Genomic DNA, 21,081 nt, shown 5'->3' with positions numbered 1-21,081 from the left:
CTCGGATGTAGACAAGATTACAATCAACTGTGGTGTATCTGAAATAATTTCTACAAAACTTCGCCTTGTGAGACAGGGATATGGTTAACTCCACCACCGCAATTAGGTTTGAGAATATCGAAAAAAATTTTGGTTCGCTGCGAGTACTGCGAGGAATTAGTGGTGAAATCCATCGTGGGGAGGTTGTGGCAATTATTGGTTCATCAGGTTGTGGCAAAAGTACGTTGTTACGTTGCTTTAATCGTCTTGAAGCAATTGATGGTGGGCGCTTGATTGTCAATGACATGGATTTGTCTCAGCCCAAGTTGAATTATCGTCAATTGCGACAATTGCGATCGCAAGTAGGAATGGTATTTCAGCAATTTAACTTGTTTCCGCACTTGAGCGTATTAGAGAATCTGACAATCGCCCAGCGTAAGGTATTAGGTAAATCACCCAAAGAAAGCGCCCAACTTGCAGGATTGTATTTAGAAAAAGTCGGGTTGTTTGATAAAGCAAGTGCTTACCCCGAACAACTCTCAGGAGGACAAAAGCAACGCGTGGCGATCGCTCGTAGTTTATGTATGAATCCGCAGGTGATACTATTTGACGAACCAACCAGCGCCTTAGATCCCGAACTTGTATCCGAAGTTTTGCAAGTGATGCAACAACTTGCTGCTGATGGCATGACAATGGTAGTCGTTACCCATGAAATGCAATTTGCACGGGAAGTTGCTCATCGGGTAATGTTTATGAATCAAGGTCAAGTCGAAGAACAAGGTGCAGCGCGTGAAGTATTAACGCATCCTAAAAGCGATCGCTTGCGGGCTTTCTTGAGTCGGTTGAATGAAGGAGTGAGGAGTGATTAGTGACTAGTGTTGACACAGCTTCTTCAGATGTTTCACTCTTTAAAGTTGAATGAAGGAGTGAGGAGTGATTAGTGACTAGTGGCTAGAATTTGTAAATGTTTTACTTCAGTTTTTACCATATTGACATCAAATACTGTAGCGAAAGCTTGAGTGACGTGTGGAATGACTTGTTCTAAAGTAATGTCAGGAATCCACTGCGATAGACTACCAACAGGTTTATCAGAAATACCACAAGGAACAATGCGCTCAAAGCCTGTCATGTCGGGACACACGTTTAAAGCAAATCCGTGCATTGTCACCCAGCGACTAACTTTAATCCCGATCGCTGCAACTTTATAGCCTTCTAGCCAAACACCTGTTAATCCTGGATAACGTTCTCCTGGCAATCCGTAAACGGCTAATACTTGAATAACTACTTCTTCTAACTGACGAAGATACCAGTGTAAGTCTTTGTAATAATACTGCAGATTTAAAATTGGATAACCAACGAGTTGACCAGGACAATGATACGTCACTTCGCCGCCGCGTTCGACTCGATACACATCATATCTACTCTTGTCAGGATCAAATTTAATAAATTTAGGATCGGCACCTTGCCCTAAAGTATACACGGGGGGATGTTCGAGCAAAATCAAGACATCTTCCGAGTCAGAGTCATAGACACGTTGTTGTAGCGATCGCTGCCATTGCCATGCTATTTGGTAGGGAACTACTCCAGGTTTGCATAACAAACATTTGCGATTTTGGCTCACTTCTGAAGTATGAAATAATTTCTTTGTATCAAAAAACATAACAGAATTTAAGCTTAATCACCAACACAATTCATTTCATTTTCAAAGCACAAATCAAGAAATGTCAAAAGTTGCAAAGGTTCTTAAAGAGAGTATAAAAGTATTATGTTTGGGAGAATACAAAGTGTTAAGGTAAACATATAACCTCAAATGGACATGGAGAGAACTACTTCTTACATCACCACACCTGGCAAGTTGGAAGATAATATACAAACCAGTAGCATTACTAGAGAAAGTGAGTGCATAATAGAAAACCTTCCATAGCAATACCTAAATTGTTTATGAAACTCCCCTTATTTCTTTTGTTATCACAGACACTTTATGGTAAGGGCAGTGACAACTCAGATAGGAGTGCTATAAAGGTTATAAAATAGATGTATTATGCTGAAAAGTTCAAGAAAGCAAAGCAAATTCTGGTAACAAAACCATTATCTCAACGCAGAGATAAGATTTTGTAATCTTATGCGAGTGTGGTAAAAATAGCAACTAATTTTAGGTTTGTGCTGAAACACTAAACAAGTGAAACATCTGCTTTAGTACTTAGTAGCTCAAACAACAATTTGTTGTCATAAAAAGTAGTATTTCCTCTTGCAAATTTCGTTTCGTTTTAGACAGTACGCTAGCCGGAGAATTGAATATGAAACTAGTCATCCACGGCAAAAACATTGAAATTACTGATGGAATTCGCGAATATGTACATCAGAAAATTGAAAAGGCAGTAAATCACTTTCAAAATTTAACTAACGAAGTGGATGTGCATTTATCTGTAGCACGCAATCCACGCATCAATGACAAGCAAGCCGCAGAAGTGACGATTTACGCCAACGGAAGTGTAATTCGTGCCGAGGAGAGTAGTGAGAATTTATACGCTAGTATCGATATGGTAGCGGATAAAATTGCGCGGAAACTGCGGAAATACAAAGAGAAGCGCCACGACAAGAAAACACAGGTTCCAGAAAAAACAAGCATAGCAATAGAACCAACACCTGTTGTAGAAGATCTCATTGGCGATCGCACTCCTGAACTTCCTGAAGAAGTCGTGCGAACTAAATACTTTGCTATGCCACCCATGACAATTACGGAAGCATTAGAACAGCTACAATTAGTCGATCACGACTTTTATATGTTCCGCAATGCGGAAACAGGAGAAATCAACGTTATTTACGAACGCAACCACGGTGGTTATGGCGTGATTCAACCGCGCAATAGTAACGGCAACAGCAACAATGGCAACGCTGAAAGTACATCACGAGCAGAGAAAGCACATCATTAAGTTATAGCTTTGCATAATTTGAGTGCAGAGGAGATCTGAGGTGTAGAAGAGTTAAGAAAATTCTATTAACTCAAAACTCATCACTCAAAACTAACAACTAGCCTCTCGCCCCTATTTGTTGCAAAGTCTTCAACGCTTCGTCAACGTGACCTTGAAAGTTAAACTGGGAGTTGAAAATATGCTGGACAACTCCCTGTTGATCGATCACATAAGTCACTCTTCCAGGTAATAAACCGAGGGTTGCAGGAACGCCATATAACTTTCTGACTTGATTGCCAGCGTCACTTAAAAGCGTAAAAGGTAATTGATATTTCGCTGCAAATCGTTGATGTGAATCGGGAGAGTCAGCGCTTACTCCAATGACTTCTGCACCAGCATTTTGAAAAACTTCATACTGATCGCGAAAGGCACATGATTCTTTCGTACATCCTGGGGTGTCATCTTTAGGATAAAAGTACAAAACAACAGATTTCCCCTGAAAGTCACTTAGTTTAACCGCTGTACCCGATTGCGAAGGAAGAGTAAAATCAGGAGCGGTATCTCCAACTTTAACTGCCATAGCACCCTCAAATGTGAACTTTTGTTATCTTAACGCGATCGCATCTCCAAGTAGTAGGGAGCAAGAAGTATGTCACGAGTACCTAAGATGGAAAACTGGTAGAACTTGTTATAAGAAGTCACTTTTCTAAACCAGTTAAGCTAAAAGAATCAAAAAGCTCGTTTCATACCAACATTTATCTGTATCTCCAGGCGGAGTTGTTTATGAAAAAGCCTTATATTCTTGCTGGGTTGATTGCGGTAGGATTTACTAGCGTTTTTATATGGATTCAGCCAAGTTTAGCGTTAGATTCATATATTATTTCGGCTGATATGCCATCTATCGCCAGTAGACAGCAGGCAGAAGTTCATAATAACCAAGGAGTAGAATTAGCAGAACAAGGAAGATTAGCAGAAGCGATCGCGGCGTTTAATCGTGCTATTTCAATCTATCCAGAATACGAAAACGCCCATAATAATCTTGGACTAGCGCTTGGTAATCAAAACAAATTTGCTGAGGCGATCGCGGCGTTCAATCGTGCTATTGAAATTAATCCTCAAAATTTTGAAACTTACAACAATTTGGGAATTGCACTAGGAAGTCAAGGTAAATTCGCTGAAGCGATCGCGGCGTTTAATCGTGCCATTCAGATTAACCCAAGCGATCCAGTCTCTCGCCAAAACTTAGGAGTTGCGTTTTGGAGTCAAGGTAAAGTTTCTCAAGCAGTTGCATCACTACAAAAAGCAAGAGAACTTTATGCTATGCAAAACAATTCCGCAGGTATGGAAGAAGTGGGAGTTATTCTCAACCAGATATCATTGCCAGCAGACTAAAACTGTTAGCTAATTGACTTAAGAACGCGATCGCAGTAAATTCTTAATTTCTTTCCAAAAAGCCCATCCCTGTGAATGAGACTGTGGATAGGTTAAGATGCCTTGACTTGGGCTAAATAATAGTGCTAATACAAAAATGCCAGATGCGACTAAAACAATCGCTGGACCCGAAGGTAAATTATAAAAGTAGCTAAGATACATACCGCTAATACTAGCAACAATACCTATAATTGCACCTAAAATCATCATTTGATTGAGGCGTTTGACAAGTAAGTATGCTGTTGCTCCTGGTGTAATCAATAGCGCTAAAACTAAAATGACACCAACTGCTGTAAGACTCGCTACAATTGTCAAGGCAATTAACACCATCAAGCCAAAATTGAGGAGATTGACAGGTAATCCTGCTGCTTGCGCACCCACAGGATCAAAAGTATAAAACAATAATTCTTTATAGAGTAAAAAAACAACAGCAATCACAAATAAAGAAATAATTGCTGTATTCCAAACATCTTGAGAAGTAACACCTAAAATGTTACCGAATAAGAAATGGTTGAGATCGATTTTATTTGTTTTCTGCACAATAGTAATTAACGTAATTCCTAACGCAAAAAAGGCAGAAAAAACAATTCCCATTGCGGCATCTTCTTTAATCGGCGATCGCGTCCGAATCAAAGCAATAGCAAGTGTACTAACGACTCCTGCAATAAAAGCACCGACAAAAATATCTGCTCCTACTATAAAAGCGATCGCGAGTCCTGGTAATACTGAATGGCTAATTGCATCTCCAAGTAACGCTAGGCGTTGTACCATTAAATAGCTACCCACAATCGCACAAATCACCCCAACCAAAACAGCAATCACAAGCGATCGCTGCATAAAACCATACTGCAACGGTTCAATAATAGCTTCTAGCATAAATCAGCGATTAGCAATTAGTGGTTAGCTTTTGGCTTTTAGAGTTCTTCAGAAATTTTAGATATATTTTATTGGGAAACAGAATCGGTAGTTCCAATTACCAATTACCAATTACCGATTACCAGAGTAGCTAATTGCTAATAGTTTTTTCATGCTGCTTCTCCATTAAAAAACACAACTTGTCCTCGATAAGCGCGGTTCATGTTTTCGGGTTGTAAGACAGTAGTACGCGAACCACTCGCAATAACTTCTTTATTCAATAAAATGAGGTCGTCAAAATTAGTAATTGCTTCACCCAAGTCATGGTTAACAACTAGCACAATTTTACCTGCTGCGGCTAGCTCGTGAAAAACCTCAAAAATGACTGCTTCAGTTTTTTTATCAATGCCTGCTAGTGGTTCATCAAAACAGAATACCTCTGCTTCTTCTGCTAATGCACGAGCAAGAAAAACTCGTTGCTGTTGTCCACCAGAGAGTTGCCCGATTGAGCGATCGCGATACTCACTCATTCCCACACGTTCCAACGCAGCAGCAGCCACTTGGCGGCTAACATGAGAAAAGCGGCGAAACCAACCAGCTTTACGCACTCGCCCCATCAAAACGATATCCCACACAGTAGCAGGATAACTCCAATCAATCATCGAGCGTTGCGGAACATAAGCGACTTTCTCTAACTGAGACTTGAGCGGCTCACCTCGATACAATACAGTGCCACTGCTTGCTGAAACTAGCCCTAGCATTGCCTTGATTAAGGTACTCTTACCAGCACCGTTAGGACCGATAATTCCAGTTATTCTTCCAGGGTAAATCTCGAAGTTAGCATCATGCAATGCTTCAACATTTCGATATTGAACTCCTAGATGGCTGACAGTAATTGCTGCGTCTTCCATCAAAGTGTCTTTTGGCGCTGGTAGATGTGATTTTGTACGGCTAGGAAAGGGCAGAAGGGTCATGTTTTTGCTCTATAGCGATGAAGTAAGAAGTAACAATGTCGACGCGTCTAAGGTTAAAAATGAAAAGAATATGAAAACAGTATATGCTGAAAAATGAAAAGAATATGAAAACTAATGTATCAATTCCATGAAAGTGAGGACTCGGTCGCAAGGCAGAAACTATAGATGGCAAGTTGTCGTTGGCTTCTTGCTGGGGTTATGGTTGAGTGCATGTGGCGCAGCAATGACCAATCGCGCCGATCCTGGGGCTAATGCTCAGGCTCGTGTTGTTTCTACGAGCACAATTATTACTGACTGGGCTACCCAACTAGGAAAAGAGCAAATTCAACTGACAGGAATTTTACAACCAGGCGATGACCCTCATGTGTATGAACCTGTCCCGCGAGATAGTATTGCCTTTGAAAAAGCTGATTTGATTCTTTATAACGGCTATAATTTAGAGCCTGGCTTGATTAGGCTCATGAATGCTGCAGGGGTTAATGCACGAAAACTTGCAGTCGGAGAAGTTATACAACCACTACAGCTAGAAGAACAAGGAACAACGGTTCCCGATCCTCATGTTTGGGGAGATGTCCAAAATGCGATCGCGATCGTCAACGCGATTCGAGATGCTTTCATTGAGTTATTACCAGAAGAACAGGAAGTTTTGACTCAAAATGCGGCAAACTATACAACACAATTGCAGCAACTTCACACTTGGGTTGGTCAGCAAATTCAAACTATTCCTCCCGAAAATCGTCGGCTTGTTACGACCCACGATGCGTTTCAATATTATGCTAATGCTTATGGCTTAAAAATTTTTGGGACTTTAATTGGTATCAGTACCGAAGAGCAACCTAGTGCCCAGACAGTACGACAATTATCTGATGCTATTAGAGACGCAAACGTTCCCACGATTTTTGCTGAAACAACAATTAATCCAGCCTTAATTCAAACTGTCGCTGCAGAAGCTGGAGTTGAATTAGCTACGCAACCTTTGTACTCAGACTCAATAGGTCCTCCAGGAAGCGATGCAGATTCTTACATTGAAATGATTATCGCTAATACTCGCACTGTTGTCGAAGCATTAGGCGGAAACTATACGCCGTTTCTGCTGTAAGAAGCCCCAAAATTTTTACAGCTATATTTTTTATTAGTTCACGAAGATTGACTTCACTCGCCAAGCTTCATTATATCTGGTTCGGGCAAGAAGTCAGGATTCATAGTTCGTAAGCAGCCAAAAAAAATTGATTTAAGTATGGTTTTAAACTGGGGCTATCCGCCAAAAGTAATTTGATTTGAATTCGTTGTTCTCGAATCGTACTTAACCAACTACTACGTTTTTCAGATTGAAATTGCCATTTCAAAAGATGTCCTAATAACACTCCTAATCTATCTCGCAATTCCTGTTCCTCGATTAAGTTAGTGGCGTCTACTTGCTCCCACTGCTGATTCTTGAGCAAATTGACTTGCTCTTCAGTCCATGCATAGAAATCAGTTTCATAAAGCGAAGGTGCATGCATCTTGGTCAATAAAGAAATTTATCTGATAAGGGTAATGGGTAATAGTAAGCTATGAACTAATCGCCATCAATGATTAATTACACACTAATACATGTTTGAGTAAAAAAACTCTATTGGGTTGAGTTGGCATAAGCTTGTCAGTGAGCAGTTTGGATTTTGTTAGTGGGGTAATCTTCTTAAGTTATCTTGCCTAGTAGTTAAGGATTTGGGGAATCCTAGTCTTGGAAGGCCACAGAGAAACAAAATGACAACCAAGAAATACTATGCAGTTTTTAAAGGTAGAGAGACAGGAATATTTACAAGCTGGGCAGAATGTGAAGAGCAAATTAAAGGGTTTAGTGGTGCACTATATAAATCCTTCAAAACTAGAGAAGAAGCAGCATTAGGACTAACTGATCAAATGCTACTTTTTCGAGTTGAACCAAAGCAAGTAAGCTTTTGGGAAACACAAAATAAAGTTTTACCAGTAAATAAATTTATTATAAATAGCGTTTGTGTTGATGCGTCGTGCATTGGTAATCCTGGTGATGTTGAATACAGAGGGATGTGTACAGCAACGCACAAGGTAATTTTCCACAAACGCCCAATGGCGAATGGTACGAATAATCTTGGAGAGTTTTTAGCTATTGTTCATGGACTTGCTTATCTAAAAAAGCAAGGAAGTCATCTACCTATTTATTCGGATTCAGAGACTGCTATTCTTTGGGTTAGGAACAAGAAAGTCCGAACAAAACTGCCAAAAAGTGATAGCAATAAAGAAATTTTTGACTTGGTAGAAAGAGGATTAAAGTGGTTAGAGAATAATGAATATACCAATCCTATTTTGAAATGGAATACGGCATGTTGGGGTGAAATTCCTGCTGATTTTGGTCGCAAATAAGTTACAGCACTCTATTTGAGAAGAGCCAGCATATGGTGATGTCTTCTCCAAGAAAATTGTCTTTGAGTCAAAAGAGCTTTTAAGCTAAGAGGTTGTCATCATGACTTTTGAGCAGACGAATGCACAAAAGTTACTAGAGGGATATAGAAGATTAGCAATCTTTTGCTTCGCGATCGCTAGTTTTAAGGTATTCTGAGCTTAAGATTTTAAATTTCCTTAAGATTCTGATCAAAATATACTTTGTTCGGAGATAAATGATGGCTGCTGATTATCCAGATATAGATATTGCGCCATTAATCGATCACGCGCTCCTACATCCCACAGCAACTTCAGAGCAGGTGCAACAGTGGTGCGAACAAGCAGATCGCTTTCAGTTTGCAGCAGTGTGCGTTTACCCTACTCATGTACGCCAAGCGGCTGAACTGCTTCACGGAAAGAATCCGCGAGTTTGTACAGTGATTGGATTTCCGACAGGCGCTACCACCTCAAATGTAAAGCTTTATGAAGCACAAGAAGCAGTAGATAATGGTGCAACAGAATTAGATGTTGTCATTAACCTCGGTTGGCTCAAAGCGGGTAAAACTGAGCAATTACATCGGGAAATTGCTGAGATTTGTGAAGTGGGTAGAACTGTCAAAGTTATTCTAGAAACTGCCTTGCTGACAGATGCAGAAAAACGCCTTGCCGCAGAAATATGTATGGATGCTGGAGCCGCATTTTTAAAAACGAGTACTGGTTGGCATGGAGGTGCGACAGTTGCAGATGTGCGACTTTTGAAAGAAGTTGCCAGAGATCGTGTCGGAATTAAAGCGTCCGGCGGAATTCGTACAATTGAACAAGCGTTTGAGTTAATTTTAGCCGGTGCGACACGATTAGGAACCTCGCGAGGTCCAGAATTGATTCGCCAACGCGATAACCTGGATATAGATCAGGAAATCATCAGTAACTAAGAGGATTGTTGCCTTATCGTTATTGACAATTGATTTTCTATCTCTAGCCCTTAGCACCTAATTTATGAGTCGAACTTACAAAGCCACTGGGATAAATCTGAAAAGTATGGCATTAGGTGAATCAGATCGATTGCTGACGATCCTAACGCGCGAGTTTGGTTTAATTAGAGCAGTAGCGCCTGGTTCGCGAAAACACAATTCCAGCTTAAGTGGCAGAAGTGGCTTGTTTGTTGTTAATGAATTGTTAATTGCTAAAGGGCGATCGCTTGATAAAATTACACAAGCCGAAACCCAGGAATCATACCCAGGTTTAAATCAAGATCTTGGTAAGTTAGCTGCTAGCCAATACTTGGCAGAAATGACTTTGTATCAAGCATTGAGCGAACAACCGCAAGAAGAGCTATTTTGTTTACTTAGCGAGCATCTGAGTAGATTAGAAAAACTACCTAAAAATCAGCCGCGTTTGGCGATCGCCCATCTGTGTCATGCAGTTTTTCACTTGCTTGCACTCGCAGGAATTGCCCCTCAAGTGCAAAGTTGTTGTTTAAGCGGAATTTCGTTAAAACCCGACTTCAGCAATTCGCAGTGGCAAGTAGGATTTAGTGCTGCTGCAGGTGGAATTGTCAGTTTAACTGCACTGGAACACATGCAAAAGGAGGGGCGCAACATATCACCTAAAACTGGTTCGGTAAGCACGAGCGCAGAACCTTACCATGATGCCTCTGATGGAACTTATCCAACCAAAACTACTCCTCAACCAAGAAGTGTAACAGAGCATGGGCAAAGCTATCAGACGATTGTGCATCGGCAAGAAACACCTATGTTAATTAGCCGGATTGATTCTCAAGAACTGACCATATTACAACAGCTATCCCAAGCTGAGTTAAATCAACTCAAAGCATTAACAACAGACACTAATACAGATGTTAACTGGATATTCATTGAGCAAATTTTACGACAATATGCTCAGTATCATTTCGGTCGCCCAATTCGCTCTGCTGCCCTAATCGATAGTTATTTTGCTTTGCCGACTTCTACAAATGATGATGCAACCGTCTAATCTTAATACAAATTTTTTACCATCTCCTAACTGCAATAGTATCCATAGGTGTAAGGACTCATCTGCTCGTCAATCTCCGGATATTTCCTATGTTTATCAAGTTTCACAAGAAAACACGACGAGCAGTTCTGGAAGCCAAGTCGATCGAGGAGTTAGCGGTAGTATTCCTAGACACAACAGTCAGGATATTATAGAAGACTCTACAGCAACAACGTCAGTTGATAATGAACCAGAAGAATTAGGTTTTTTGCCTGTCTTAAAAAATCGCAATTTTCTTGCTTTATGGAGCGGTCAAGTTTTTTCTCAGCTGGCAGATAAAGTTTATTTAGTCTTAATGATTGCGATTATTTCCAGTCGTTTCCAAGCTAGCAATCAAAGTATCAGCGGTTGGGTATCAGCAATTATGATGGCTTTTACAATTCCTGCAGTATTGTTTGGTTCAGTTGCAGGTGTGTTTGTAGATAGATGGTCAAAAAAAGCAGTGCTAGTAGTCACTAATTTATTACGTGGTGGCTTGGTTCTGGCAATTCCAGTACTTTTATGGATGACTCAGGACTGGAACGCAGTAGGTAGCCTACCAACAGGTTTTGCCATTTTATTGGCATTGTCTTTTCTAGTTTCTACGTTGACACAATTTTTTGCTCCGGCAGAGCAGGCTGCAATTCCTTTGATAGTAGAACGACGTCATTTATTGTCAGCAAATTCTTTGTACACCACAACAATGATGGCATTAGTTGTCGTTGGGTTTGCTGTAGGTGAACCGCTACTCGCAATTGCTGATGCAGTGACAATGCAATTTGGGTCTGAAATTGGCAAAGAACTCGTCGTTGGTGGTAGTTATGCGATCGCTGGTTGCTTGCTCATGTTGTTGAAGACTGGAGAAAAAGAGCGTCGATTCGAGCAAGAATCTCCTCACGTTTGGCAAGATTTGCGTGATGGATTCCAATATCTGGGAAAAAACCACCGGATTCGTACTGCTTTAATTCAACTGGTGATCTTGTTTTCAATTTTTGCAGCACTTGCTGTTTTGGCTGTGCGCATGGCTGAAGTTATTCCTGGGCTGAAATCTTCTCAGTTTGGCTTTTTACTCGCTGCTGGAGGTGTGGGAATTGCTGCTGGTGCAACACTTTTAGGTCAATATGGTCAGCGCTTTGCTGCGATTCAACTGAGTCTTTATGGCTCGATGGGAATTGCGGGGTGTCTAATTGGTTTAGCTATATTTACTGAAAATCTTTTGTTAGTACTGCTATTGATTACACTTTTAGGCGGGTTTGCCTCTTTAGTCGCGATTCCCATGCAAACGGCAATTCAAAAGGAAACTTCTCCAGAAATGCGGGGAAAAATTTTCGGACTGCAAAACAATGTAATCAACATTGCTTTAACCCTACCACTAGCTTTAGCCGGAGTAGCCGAGACATTCATCGGATTACAGGCAGTTTTTTTGAGTTTAGCCGCAGCTGCGATCGCAGGAGGTATCCTAACCTGGTATATTTGCCGTACAGAGACATAAACTCTCAACTTTAATCAACAAGGTATGGGAAAAGGACTAACGGTAAAAGTCATGAGGCGTAAGAAAAGATAACTCGTTAGCCAATCAAAATTTGTTGCTGGCGTATTTCTGTTTCCACCCAAGTGCCTACAAGTACCTTAGTGCCTCTCACCTTCATGCTTACTTAACTGAGAAAATCGCACCTCAACCTGAATGCATATTGCCTGGATTGGAAAAAAATCACCCTTTTGTGGCAATGTCACGTATAGCCGAGAAGTCACCAATGCTTTGTTGGAACGGGGACATCAAGTCAGCTTTCTTCACTTTGCGCAAGAGGAGGCAGAGCCAGATAACTGGCCCGATTGTCCAGAAGTTTCTTTGCCATTTCTGTACAAATCGCAAGTTTATACAATTCCAACTCTCAAAGCTGCCAAGGTCTTGAGTCAATCTTTACGGCAACTCAAACCTGACTTAGTGCATGCGTCATTAACATTGTCCCCACTTGACTTTCTCTTACCAGATATCTGTGGAGAATTGAATTTGCCACTGATTGCAACTTTTCATACTCCTTTTGCTGGCAAGGGAGCGAAGCTGAAATCGGGAACACAGCTTTTGGCTTACCAACTCTATGCTCCATTTTTAGTAAACTACGATCGCGTCATCGTTTTTTCTCAGGTGCAGCGTGAGTTATTATCTCGATTGGGACTCTTACCTGAAAATATTGCTGTCATCCCCAATGGAGTAGAAATTCATAAATACTCTCCTGGCTCATCGAAAATCAAAGCAAGGTTCAACGCCAAGCGTTTATTTATTTACCAAGGTCGCCTTGCTCCAGAGAAGAATGTAGAGCCACTGCTACGCGCCTGGAAGTATTCAGAAATGCATCCACAGAGTAAATTGCTCATTGTGGGTGATGGTCCTTTAACACCTTCGCTAGAACCATTCTATGGTCCTGAACATGGGATTCATTGGCTTGGTTTTATTGCAGAAGAAGAACAGCGAATTGAAATTCTCCGAGGTTGTGACGTATTTATTTTGCCATCCTTGGTCGAAGGACTTTCGATTTCTCTACTAGAGGCTATGGCTTGCGGTGTTGCTTGCTTAGCGACTGATGTTGGTGCAGATGGAGAAGTTTTAGAAGCTGGTGCTGGTGTTATTCTCACTCCACGTCGGGTAGAATCGCAGCTACGAACCTTGCTGCCACTTTTTCAAGACCATCCTGAGTTAACCACTTTATTAGGTGACAAAGCACGTCAGCGAGTTGTAGAACGCTATACGCTTAGCCAGAACATTACTCAGTTAGAAAAGCTGTATGCTCAAGTTTTGGAGCAACAACATTTTCATTTGAGTCGCGGAGCATAGAGGGGCAAGGTGGTGCTTTGCCCGTAGGGTGAAGAAGTAGGACAGAGGAGAAGAGAGTATTACGAGTTGATATCAGCTCTATGTCTCTGTAATGACCATCCTAATTGTGTTGGTTGTTCATAGATACGCTTGAGCGTGTTCGCATCTCTAGCAGAGATTAGGGGAGGATTGCGTACTTGAGCAAAGTATAAAGCATCACTTTGTAATGAACTATGTCCCCAAATTCCTAAGGCATGACCAAACTCATGCCGTGCTGCCGCTTGAAGATACTGACCTGCTTGACTAGGACTAAGTAAAATAGAGCAACGATGTGATAGCAAGTTGTTGCTGTTAATGTAAAACTCGTAGCTTGTTTCTGCAGAACGTGCTCGTGGCATTTGATTAGGGGCTATTCTTAATGGAGGAGATGAGCGCATAATTTTGATGTCAGCGCCTTCGGGTTGTGCTATCACTTGCAAAGGTAGATAGACGCTCCACTCTTGAATTGCCTGTAAAACTTCATTCGCCCAGCTTTGTAAGATATCTGCATCGCTACTTTCTAGTTGTGGTTGTTGGATATAAACCTTAATTGGAAATTGCGACCAGATCAAGTAACCAATTTTTGTTGGTTTAACTTCTAGAAAGTAATCATCACTATTAGTTTGATCGTACCACTGAGCTAAGGTAGCGGGAAGAGGATGTGGCTTTGAAGGTGGTAAAATTACTGATTCACTGTGTTGCGATTGAGGTGTTTCCGCTGCGATAACCAATGAATTACTACCAACACTATTGCCGTGTAAAACAACTAACAGTGCTGCGATCGCAGCTAATCCCCACATAAAAATCTGCCGTAAAACAGACTTGATTCGCATTAATAAAATCAATGCAACTAGGTTACTGAGTTAACCAATTAGCACTAAGAACAACAGTGAAACTCAGAAAAAGTACTGCAAGTGTCCAAGTCACGCGATTTAGGGTAGTTTCCGCGCTTTTAGTGCTACTAAATAATTGTGCTTGTCCGCCGATCGCACCAATACCATCTCCTTTGGGACTATGTAACAGTACCAAAACTGTTAAACCAATCGCAGATATTACCCAGAGGACTTCTACAATGTTGTAAACTGTCATGCCGATCAACTCCAAAAATAAAAACTAACGGGCTTTATAGAGCCGATTGCACGGGAGTACGTATTCTTTGATTCTGATCCCCAACTGGTTTTAGCAGCGAGTGTCCAGTCATCTCGGATGGCTGCGGTAGCTGGAGTATGTCCAAAATAGTTGGAGCAATATCACACAAACGACCACCGCTACGCAAACTGACGTCTCCACCATACCCTGGTATTTTAGCTCGTTCGCCTTCAATTAAGATCAGCGGTACGGGGTTAGTTGTATGCGCCGTCCAAGGATTGCCTTGTGGATCTCGCATATATTCAGCATTGCCATGATCTGCTGTGACAATAGCAGTGCCACCTGCTTGACTGATACTTTCTAGCAAACGTCCTAAACAAGTATCAACTGTTTCTAGTGCTTGGACGGTTGCTTCTATTTGTCCTGTGTGTCCCACCATGTCAGGATTAGCGTAATTGATCACCACCAAGGAGTAAATACCTTGTTTAATTGCATTAGTAGCAACATCAGTCACAGCTTCAGCTGACATACTCGGAGCGCGATCGTAAGTTGCTACCATCGGACTCATGACAAGTTCTCGCTCTTCGCCTGCAAATGGTTCTTCTAAACCACCGTTGAAGAAGTAGGTAACGTGGGCATACTTTTCGGTTTCTGCTGTGCGAAATTGTTTAAGCCCATGTTCAGAGATTACTTGCCCTAAGATATTGTTCAAGTTTTGTGGTGTAAAAGCAACCGCTACTGATAGCTCAGGATCGTACTGCGTAAATGTGACAAAGGATAAAGGTTTAATCTTCTCTTTGCGCTCAAAGCCATCGAATTCTGGCGCAACAAAGGCTTGGGTAAGTTGTCTTGCTCGATCTGGACGAAAATTGAAGAAGATAACTCCATCACCTGATGCTACCGCTCCTGATGCTACACGATGAGGAACGACAAACTCATCGGTGACTCCGGCATCGTAGGAAGCTTGTAAAATTTCAAGAGCAGAGCGACCATCTCCTTCTCCATCTTGAGCCATCACATCGTAGGCAAGTTTAACTCGATCCCAACGGCGATCGCGATCCATTGCGTAATATCGTCCGCTAATTGTGACAATTTCCCCGATACCAATCCTTGCGGTATAGTCTTGAATCAACTGAATGATACCAACACCCTCTGTGGGCATTGTATCGCGACCATCTGTAATTGCATGAATACATACTTGAGTCATGCCTTGGGCTTTAGCAAAGTCAAGCAATCCTAACAAATGGTTAACGTGAGAATGAACACCACCTTCTGAGCAAAGACCAATCAAATGCAACTTGCCATTACGCTCGCGAACATCTTGACACACTTGTAATAGCGCTGCGTTTTGATGGATTGATCCATCTTCTACTGCATCAGAAATTCGTACTAATTCTTGTGGTACAACGCGCCCTGCACCGATATTAAGATGCCCTACTTCAGAGTTTCCCATCTGACCTTCTGGCAAACCTACTGCCTTACCTGAAGTTTTGATAAGAGTTCGAGGATATGTGTGCCAGAGGCTATCCATTACTGGGACTTTAGCCGCAGCGATCGCGTTACCGTCTGCTTCTTCTCGATAGCCCCACCCGTCTAAAATGACTAGCACCACGGGAGCAACAGGTGCTTGGGTCATAATTTTGTTGCCCTTTACTTTAAATAACTCACCGCAATGATACCATTGCTACTTGCTACTGCAAGTATATTTTTGCCTATTCTTGCAATTATCAGATATTTTTGCCACTTTGGTGACTTTTTAAAGTGGGGATCGCTGTTTGTGTCAAGATTCTCAGTTTTTTTGGATTTAACATTAAAATCCTTGTGCTTTTCTTTGATCCCCGTAGAGAAAGCATTTATGATTTCCGTTTGGTAGTTGCTTTAGCTGCTTTCTTGGCAGCTTTTTCAGCAGCGATCGCCGCTAACCGTGCTTGTTCTTTTTCAGCAGCTATTTTCTCCAAATAATAGTGATAATCTCCGTTATACAGCCGAAATTCTCCATCGCGAATCTCAACTATTTTGTTTGCTACCTGAGAAATAAAATAGCGATCGTGGGAAACGATAATTACTGTTCCATCATAGTGTTGAATTGCTTCTTCAAGCATTTCTTTAGCAGGAATATCCAAATGATTCGTCGGTTCATCTAAAATCAGTAAATTAGCTGGACATAAAAGCATCTTTGCTAAAGCTAGTCGTGCTTTTTCTCCTCCGCTCAAGGCAGCAACTTGCTTAAATACTGTGTCACCACTAAATAAAAAGCGCCCTAGCAGCGTCCGGACTTCCTCGTTTTTCCAATCTGGGACTTCATCGTGAATTGTTTCCATCACAGTTTTATGAAGTTCCAACGCCTCCGCCTGATTTTGCTCAAAATAACCAGGAATTACGTTATGATTTCCTAACTTAACGATGCCTTCAGAAGGTGGCTCTAACTCCATCATTAAGCGTAGGAGAGTAGATTTACCTGCACCATTTGGACCAAGAAAGGCAATGCGATCGCCGCGCTCGATTAACAGATTCGCGCCTAAAAAGAGAATCTTCTCTGCATAAATATGTACCAAGTCCTTGATCAATACAACTTCTCTACCACTACGAGGTGCAGGTGGAAAGCGAAAGTGAAGACTTCTTAAACTTGCTACTGGTGCTTCAATTCGCTCAATTTTTTCAAGTTGTTTTTCGCGGCTTTTCGCTTGAGTACTGCGTGTTGCGCTGGCACGAAAGCGATCAACAAACGTTTGTTGCTTTTCTAAATCCTTTTGCTGACGTTCGTAAGCACTCATTTGTGCAACTTGTGCTTCTGCTTTTTGCTGTAAGTAGGCAGAATAGTTACCTAAATAAGTCGTGGAAACGCCGCGTTCAGTTTCGACAATTTGCGTACACAGCCGATCGAGAAACTCGCGGTCGTGGGAAACGATCACCATCGGAGTGGTCAAGTTTTTTAAGTAGTTTTCTAGCCACTCAATAGTTTCTAAGTCAAGATGGTTTGTTGGTTCGTCTAGCAGCAATAAGTCTGGTTTTTGCAGGAGAATCTTGCCTAAACTCATCCGCATCTGCCAACCGCCACTAAAAGAACTGACTAAGCGATCGCCGTCAGTTGGCTCAAAACCCATTTCTGGTAAAATTTTCTCGATTTGTGCTTCGAGTCCGTATCCATCTAATGCTTCAAAGGTACGTTGCAGGCGATCAAGTTTATGAATTAAGCGATCTAATTCTTCAGGCGTCGCAGTTTCCATATCGCGCTGTACCTGTGCAAGCAATTGTTGCACCTCATTAGCTTGCTTGAATACTGTCCAAAATTCTTCGCGGACTGTGCGCCCAGGATCGACCTCAAATTCTTGCGTCAAATAAGCAACGTGTAGACTAGCTGGACGGATAACCTCTCCTGATGTTGGTTCAATTTCTCCAGCAATAATTTTTAGTTGAGTGGATTTCCCTGCACCATTCACTCCAACTAAACCAATGCGATCGCCACTTTTGACTTCCCAGTTAACATCCTTGAGAACTTCGCCAGTGGGGTAGATTTTACTGATATGTTCTAGTCGCAGCATTCAAAGTCTCCACGCGCAAAAAGGCGATCGCTATTCGTCGCCTCCAATCTTAACAAAATTTAATTCCAAATTTCGGCTGTTGGTGACTCTTTACATTTTGCTCGAAAAACCGATTGTTCTCAGTCATAGCATTATTCGGCTGCGACTGCGATCGCCTGCGTATTTACTATTTCAAAATTGATTATCACCTTGATATATTTTATAAGTTTAATATGGTGAGTTAAATCTCTCAATAAGCATTTCTTTATATAGCTTTATCTTCATTTATTCCTCAACATTTTACGTATTACGTACAACGCAATACATTAAAATTCAATTAAATCAAGATAAACAGTATTCAATTAAGTTATAAAAATCAATTAATTTTGTTGTTATTTTTAAAGTTTATTTTATTTATTTTACAACTAACAAATAAATGCCCTGCCCAGGGATTGTGGTGCGATCAAAACACCGTTTATTTATAGCTTTAGTACTTGATTATCATTCTCAAAAAATAAGTTTGTGGTTCAAGTACGAACAACAAAAACTGACGAGGAAACTCAAATGGCGCTCAAGTTTTTAAAATTGGTGCTGAGTGCAACACTTCTCCCATTATTAATTCAACCTGCTTTTGCTCATAGTATTTGGATTGATAGAGAAGAAAAACCAGGAGAATTAAAGATTTTATACGGTCATCCAGAACTTAACGAAGCAGACCCGTATGATTCAATTAAGTTTCAAAGTGCCAGAGCTTACGATGAAGCAGTACATCCTGTTCAGCTTTCGGTGCAGCGCAGATATAATGGTGTGACTTTAGTTCCACAACGTAAGATTGTTGCTTTAACTGCTCGCCATAATAATGGCTACTTCGTTGTTAGAGACAATAACTATATCAATGTTTTTCGCCCTGATGCGCTAGCGGCTAACAACGAACAAACCAATGTTGTTCATACTTACAAGTATGCAAAAGCCTTTTATGAATCATCAGGATTAGTTTCGTTGTGGTTCGGTTTACCTTTAGAAATCATTCCACAGCAAGACCCCTTTACAGTTGGCGCAGGAGGAACTTTAAAAGTTCTTGTATTGTACAGAGGTAAACCCCAGCAGGGAGCTACTGTGGAATATAGAGGCAAAATGTTAACAACAAATGGAAATGGATTTGCGTTTGTAACACTCGGGCAAGGATCATTTCATGTCATTGAGTCAGAGTATAGTGTACCTTCGCAAGATCCCGCTGCTGATGAAATTGGTCATGCTAGCAGTTTAACAATTGATAAAAGAGGATTCTAGAAGTTAGACAAGTAGGGTTTGGCATTGCTAAACCCTAGCTTTAGATATGATCTATGGATGAAATAATTATTGTTGAATACGATCCCCGTTGGTCGCAGCAGTTTGAAGAGGAAGCCACAACGATTTGGCAAGTACTGGGAGAATTAGTTACACAAATTGAACACTTTGGCAGCACTGCAGTTCCTGGCTTAGCCGCGAAACCAATTCTTGATCTTTTGGTTGGCGTGCATTCTTTAGAAGAAGCTAAACGTCACGTTTCACTATTAGAAGCACTGAAATACGTTTACTGGCAAGAAGATCCCCATCGCGACGAGCGAATGTTCTTAGTTAAAGGAATGCCACCTTATGGTTTGCAGCGCACTCACCACCTACATATAGTTCAGGCAGATAGTACTTTATGGGAACGTGTGTTATTTCGCGATTATTTGCGATCGCATCCCGAAGAAGTACAATATTACACCGCTCTGAAACGTCAATTAGCCGAACGTTTCAAAACCGATCGCGAAGCTTATACTAATGCCAAGACTGACTATATTCAAGCTATCATGGCAAAAGCACGCCACCACAATAATAAAAACTAATAAGCGAACTAGCTAGATTGTTACTTAAAACACACTTGCTCTACAAAATTCATGCATTAGCCACTATTTACAATCACTTCACCTTAACTAGGAAGCTGTACCCGAAGTAGCTAATTCTGCCAAACGTTCTTGCTGATCTTGAGAAATACAAGCCTGAATGGCTGGCTCTAAATCTCCTTCTAAAAATGGACTTAAAGAGAAATTTTGCCCTAAGCGGTGATCGGTAACGCGGTTATCTTTGTAGTTGTACGTACGAATTTTTTCCGAACGCGATCCTGTACCAACTTGCGATCGCCGCATCGAAGTCACAGATTCTTGTTGTTCGCGTAACTTCATTTCATACAGCTTTGCCCGCAAGATTTGCATGGCGCGTTCTTTATTTTGCAACTGGCTGCGTTCTTCGGTACAAAAAATTCTAATTCCGGTGGGTTTGTGGTACAAGTCAGCCGCTGTTTCTACCTTGTTGACATTTTGTCCACCCGCACCACCCGAACGCGCTGTTGACATTTCAATATCTTTCGGGTCGATTTCAATTTCGACATCATCAACTTCTGGCATCACTGCTACAGTAGCTGTTGATGTATGGACTCGTCCGCCTGCTTCAGTAACAGGAACTCGTTGGACGCGATGAACTCCTGCTTCAAACTTTAGCTTGCTATAAACTTGATCGCCTTGAATTTCTAAAATGGCTTCTTTGAAGCCGCCCATTTCTGCTAGCGATTCACTCACGAGCTTAACTTTCCACCCTTGGCTTTCAGCATAGCGCGAGTACATTCGTACTAAATCACCTGCCCAAATACTTGCTTCATCACCACCAGTTCCCGCCCGAATTTCGAGCATAATGTTCTTTTCATCATTAGGATCGCGTGGTAGTAGCAAGATTTTCAAGCGAACTTCTAACTGCTCTAGTTGTTCTTCTAGTTCTGCGACTTCTAAAGCTGCCATTTCTTGTAGCTCTGAGTCACCATTTGCTTCTTTCATGACTTCCCTGGCTCCCACTAATTCATCTTGAGTAGTTTTCCAGGTTTCATAAGTAGTTACGACTTCTTCTAAGGAAGAACGTGCCTTAGCGATCTTTTGATATTCACTAGGATCTCTAGCAATATCGGGATCAGCCAGGCGGCGAGTGAGTTCGTTAAAAGTTTGTTCGACAGATTTGAGTTTGTTTAGCAGGTAAGTTTCAGGCAT

20 protein-coding genes and 1 pseudogene are annotated in these 21,081 nt (G+C 41.4%); 11 read left to right on the top strand and 10 right to left on the bottom strand.

Annotated elements, in window-relative coordinates; all coding sequences use genetic code 11:
• The first annotated feature begins 80 nt into the window (after positions 1-80).
• On the top strand, positions 81-848 hold the full coding sequence (locus CSQ79_RS12085) for an amino acid ABC transporter ATP-binding protein (RefSeq protein ID WP_099701442.1): 768 nt from the start codon (positions 81-83) through the stop codon (positions 846-848).
• Between the two features lie 68 nt (positions 849-916).
• On the opposite strand, the gene lipB is transcribed toward CSQ79_RS12085, so the two are convergent.
• Complete coding sequence (gene lipB, locus CSQ79_RS12080; RefSeq protein WP_099701441.1) at positions 917-1,639, bottom strand: lipoyl(octanoyl) transferase LipB; 723 nt, start codon at positions 1,637-1,639, stop codon at positions 917-919.
• 637 nt (positions 1,640-2,276) lie between these two features.
• On the opposite strand from lipB, the gene hpf reads away from it, so the two are divergent.
• Positions 2,277-2,912 (top strand): ribosome hibernation-promoting factor, HPF/YfiA family, encoded by a 636-nt coding sequence (hpf, locus tag CSQ79_RS12075; protein WP_099701440.1) that lies wholly within the window; start codon positions 2,277-2,279, stop codon positions 2,910-2,912.
• Positions 2,913-3,009: 97 nt separating this feature from the next.
• Here hpf and CSQ79_RS12070 read toward each other — a convergent pair whose 3' ends face one another.
• Positions 3,010-3,471 carry a peroxiredoxin gene (locus tag CSQ79_RS12070; RefSeq protein WP_099701439.1) on the bottom strand — a complete coding sequence of 154 codons (462 nt, stop codon included), beginning with the start codon at positions 3,469-3,471 and terminating at the stop codon, positions 3,010-3,012.
• Positions 3,472-3,674: 203 nt separating this feature from the next.
• Here CSQ79_RS12070 and CSQ79_RS12065 point away from each other — a divergent pair, with 203 nt between their 5' ends.
• Positions 3,675-4,283, top strand: coding sequence for a tetratricopeptide repeat protein (locus tag CSQ79_RS12065; RefSeq protein ID WP_099701438.1), 609 nt, complete (start codon positions 3,675-3,677; stop codon positions 4,281-4,283).
• 18 nt (positions 4,284-4,301) lie between these two features.
• Here CSQ79_RS12065 and CSQ79_RS12060 read toward each other — a convergent pair whose 3' ends face one another.
• Entirely contained in the window at positions 4,302-5,198 is an 897-nt protein-coding gene (locus CSQ79_RS12060) for a metal ABC transporter permease (protein WP_099701437.1), read from the bottom strand.
• A gap of 149 nt (positions 5,199-5,347) precedes the next feature.
• Positions 5,348-6,151, bottom strand: coding sequence for a metal ABC transporter ATP-binding protein (locus tag CSQ79_RS12055; protein ID WP_502693927.1), 804 nt, complete (start codon positions 6,149-6,151; stop codon positions 5,348-5,350).
• 127 nt (positions 6,152-6,278) lie between these two features.
• Here CSQ79_RS12055 and CSQ79_RS12050 point away from each other — a divergent pair, with 127 nt between their 5' ends.
• Positions 6,279-7,250: a metal ABC transporter solute-binding protein, Zn/Mn family gene (locus CSQ79_RS12050; RefSeq protein WP_099701436.1), complete on the top strand. Its 972-nt coding sequence runs from the start codon at positions 6,279-6,281 to the stop codon at positions 7,248-7,250.
• Between the two features lie 103 nt (positions 7,251-7,353).
• Here CSQ79_RS12050 and CSQ79_RS12045 read toward each other — a convergent pair.
• Positions 7,354-7,653 (bottom strand): annotated as a pseudogene (locus tag CSQ79_RS12045) (DUF29 domain-containing protein); the annotation flags it as partial.
• A gap of 244 nt (positions 7,654-7,897) precedes the next feature.
• Here CSQ79_RS12045 and CSQ79_RS12040 point away from each other — a divergent pair.
• The 5 genes from CSQ79_RS12040 to CSQ79_RS12020 all read left to right on the top strand — a co-directional run bounded on the left by CSQ79_RS12040 (position 7,898) and on the right by CSQ79_RS12020 (position 13,394).
• The gene (locus CSQ79_RS12040; RefSeq protein WP_099701434.1) at positions 7,898-8,533 is read left to right on the top strand and encodes a ribonuclease H1 domain-containing protein; all 636 of its coding nucleotides are present in this window, start codon (positions 7,898-7,900) and stop codon (positions 8,531-8,533) included.
• Positions 8,534-8,790: 257 nt separating this feature from the next.
• Positions 8,791-9,483, top strand: a complete 693-nt coding sequence (gene deoC / locus CSQ79_RS12035) for a deoxyribose-phosphate aldolase (RefSeq protein WP_099701433.1) — start codon at positions 8,791-8,793, stop codon at positions 9,481-9,483.
• A 64-nt stretch (positions 9,484-9,547) separates the two neighbouring features.
• Positions 9,548-10,543, top strand: a complete 996-nt coding sequence (gene recO / locus CSQ79_RS28625; RefSeq protein ID WP_099701432.1) for a DNA repair protein RecO — start codon at positions 9,548-9,550, stop codon at positions 10,541-10,543.
• Positions 10,530-12,053, top strand: a complete 1,524-nt coding sequence (locus tag CSQ79_RS12025; protein ID WP_502693929.1) for an MFS transporter — start codon at positions 10,530-10,532, stop codon at positions 12,051-12,053. Before recO ends, CSQ79_RS12025 begins: the two co-directional genes overlap by 14 nt.
• Before the next feature lie 192 nt (positions 12,054-12,245).
• On the top strand, positions 12,246-13,394 hold the full coding sequence (locus tag CSQ79_RS12020; RefSeq protein ID WP_099701430.1) for a glycosyltransferase family 4 protein: 1,149 nt from the start codon (positions 12,246-12,248) through the stop codon (positions 13,392-13,394).
• A 59-nt stretch (positions 13,395-13,453) separates the two neighbouring features.
• Here the strand turns inward: CSQ79_RS12020 and CSQ79_RS12015 are convergent, their stop codons facing one another.
• From CSQ79_RS12015 to CSQ79_RS12000, 4 genes are all read right to left on the bottom strand, one after another.
• Entirely contained in the window at positions 13,454-14,245 is a 792-nt protein-coding gene (locus CSQ79_RS12015; RefSeq protein WP_289501068.1) for a peptidase, read from the bottom strand.
• Positions 14,246-14,267: 22 nt separating this feature from the next.
• On the bottom strand, positions 14,268-14,501 hold the full coding sequence (secG, locus tag CSQ79_RS12010) for a preprotein translocase subunit SecG (protein ID WP_099701428.1): 234 nt from the start codon (positions 14,499-14,501) through the stop codon (positions 14,268-14,270).
• Between the two features lie 34 nt (positions 14,502-14,535).
• Positions 14,536-16,137, bottom strand: coding sequence for a 2,3-bisphosphoglycerate-independent phosphoglycerate mutase (gene gpmI / locus CSQ79_RS12005; protein ID WP_099701427.1), 1,602 nt, complete (start codon positions 16,135-16,137; stop codon positions 14,536-14,538).
• Positions 16,138-16,354: 217 nt separating this feature from the next.
• The gene (locus CSQ79_RS12000) at positions 16,355-18,043 is read right to left on the bottom strand and encodes an ABC-F family ATP-binding cassette domain-containing protein (protein WP_099701426.1); all 1,689 of its coding nucleotides are present in this window, start codon (positions 18,041-18,043) and stop codon (positions 16,355-16,357) included.
• 501 nt (positions 18,044-18,544) lie between these two features.
• On the opposite strand from CSQ79_RS12000, the gene CSQ79_RS11995 reads away from it, so the two are divergent.
• The gene (locus tag CSQ79_RS11995; RefSeq protein ID WP_289501067.1) at positions 18,545-19,312 is read left to right on the top strand and encodes a DUF4198 domain-containing protein; all 768 of its coding nucleotides are present in this window, start codon (positions 18,545-18,547) and stop codon (positions 19,310-19,312) included.
• Positions 19,313-19,365: 53 nt separating this feature from the next.
• Complete coding sequence (locus CSQ79_RS11990; RefSeq protein ID WP_099701425.1) at positions 19,366-19,893, top strand: GrpB family protein; 528 nt, start codon at positions 19,366-19,368, stop codon at positions 19,891-19,893.
• Positions 19,894-19,980: 87 nt separating this feature from the next.
• On the opposite strand, the gene prfA is transcribed toward CSQ79_RS11990, so the two are convergent.
• Positions 19,981-21,081 carry a peptide chain release factor 1 gene (gene prfA / locus CSQ79_RS11985; protein ID WP_099701424.1) on the bottom strand — a complete coding sequence of 367 codons (1,101 nt, stop codon included), beginning with the start codon at positions 21,079-21,081 and terminating at the stop codon, positions 19,981-19,983.

Source organism: Gloeocapsopsis sp. IPPAS B-1203, from assembly GCF_002749975.1.
Taxonomy (GTDB): Bacteria; Cyanobacteriota; Cyanobacteriia; order Cyanobacteriales; family Chroococcidiopsidaceae; genus Gloeocapsopsis.
The sequence above is the reverse complement of the archived record's forward strand: the minus strand, read 5'-3'. Positions and strand labels throughout refer to the sequence as shown.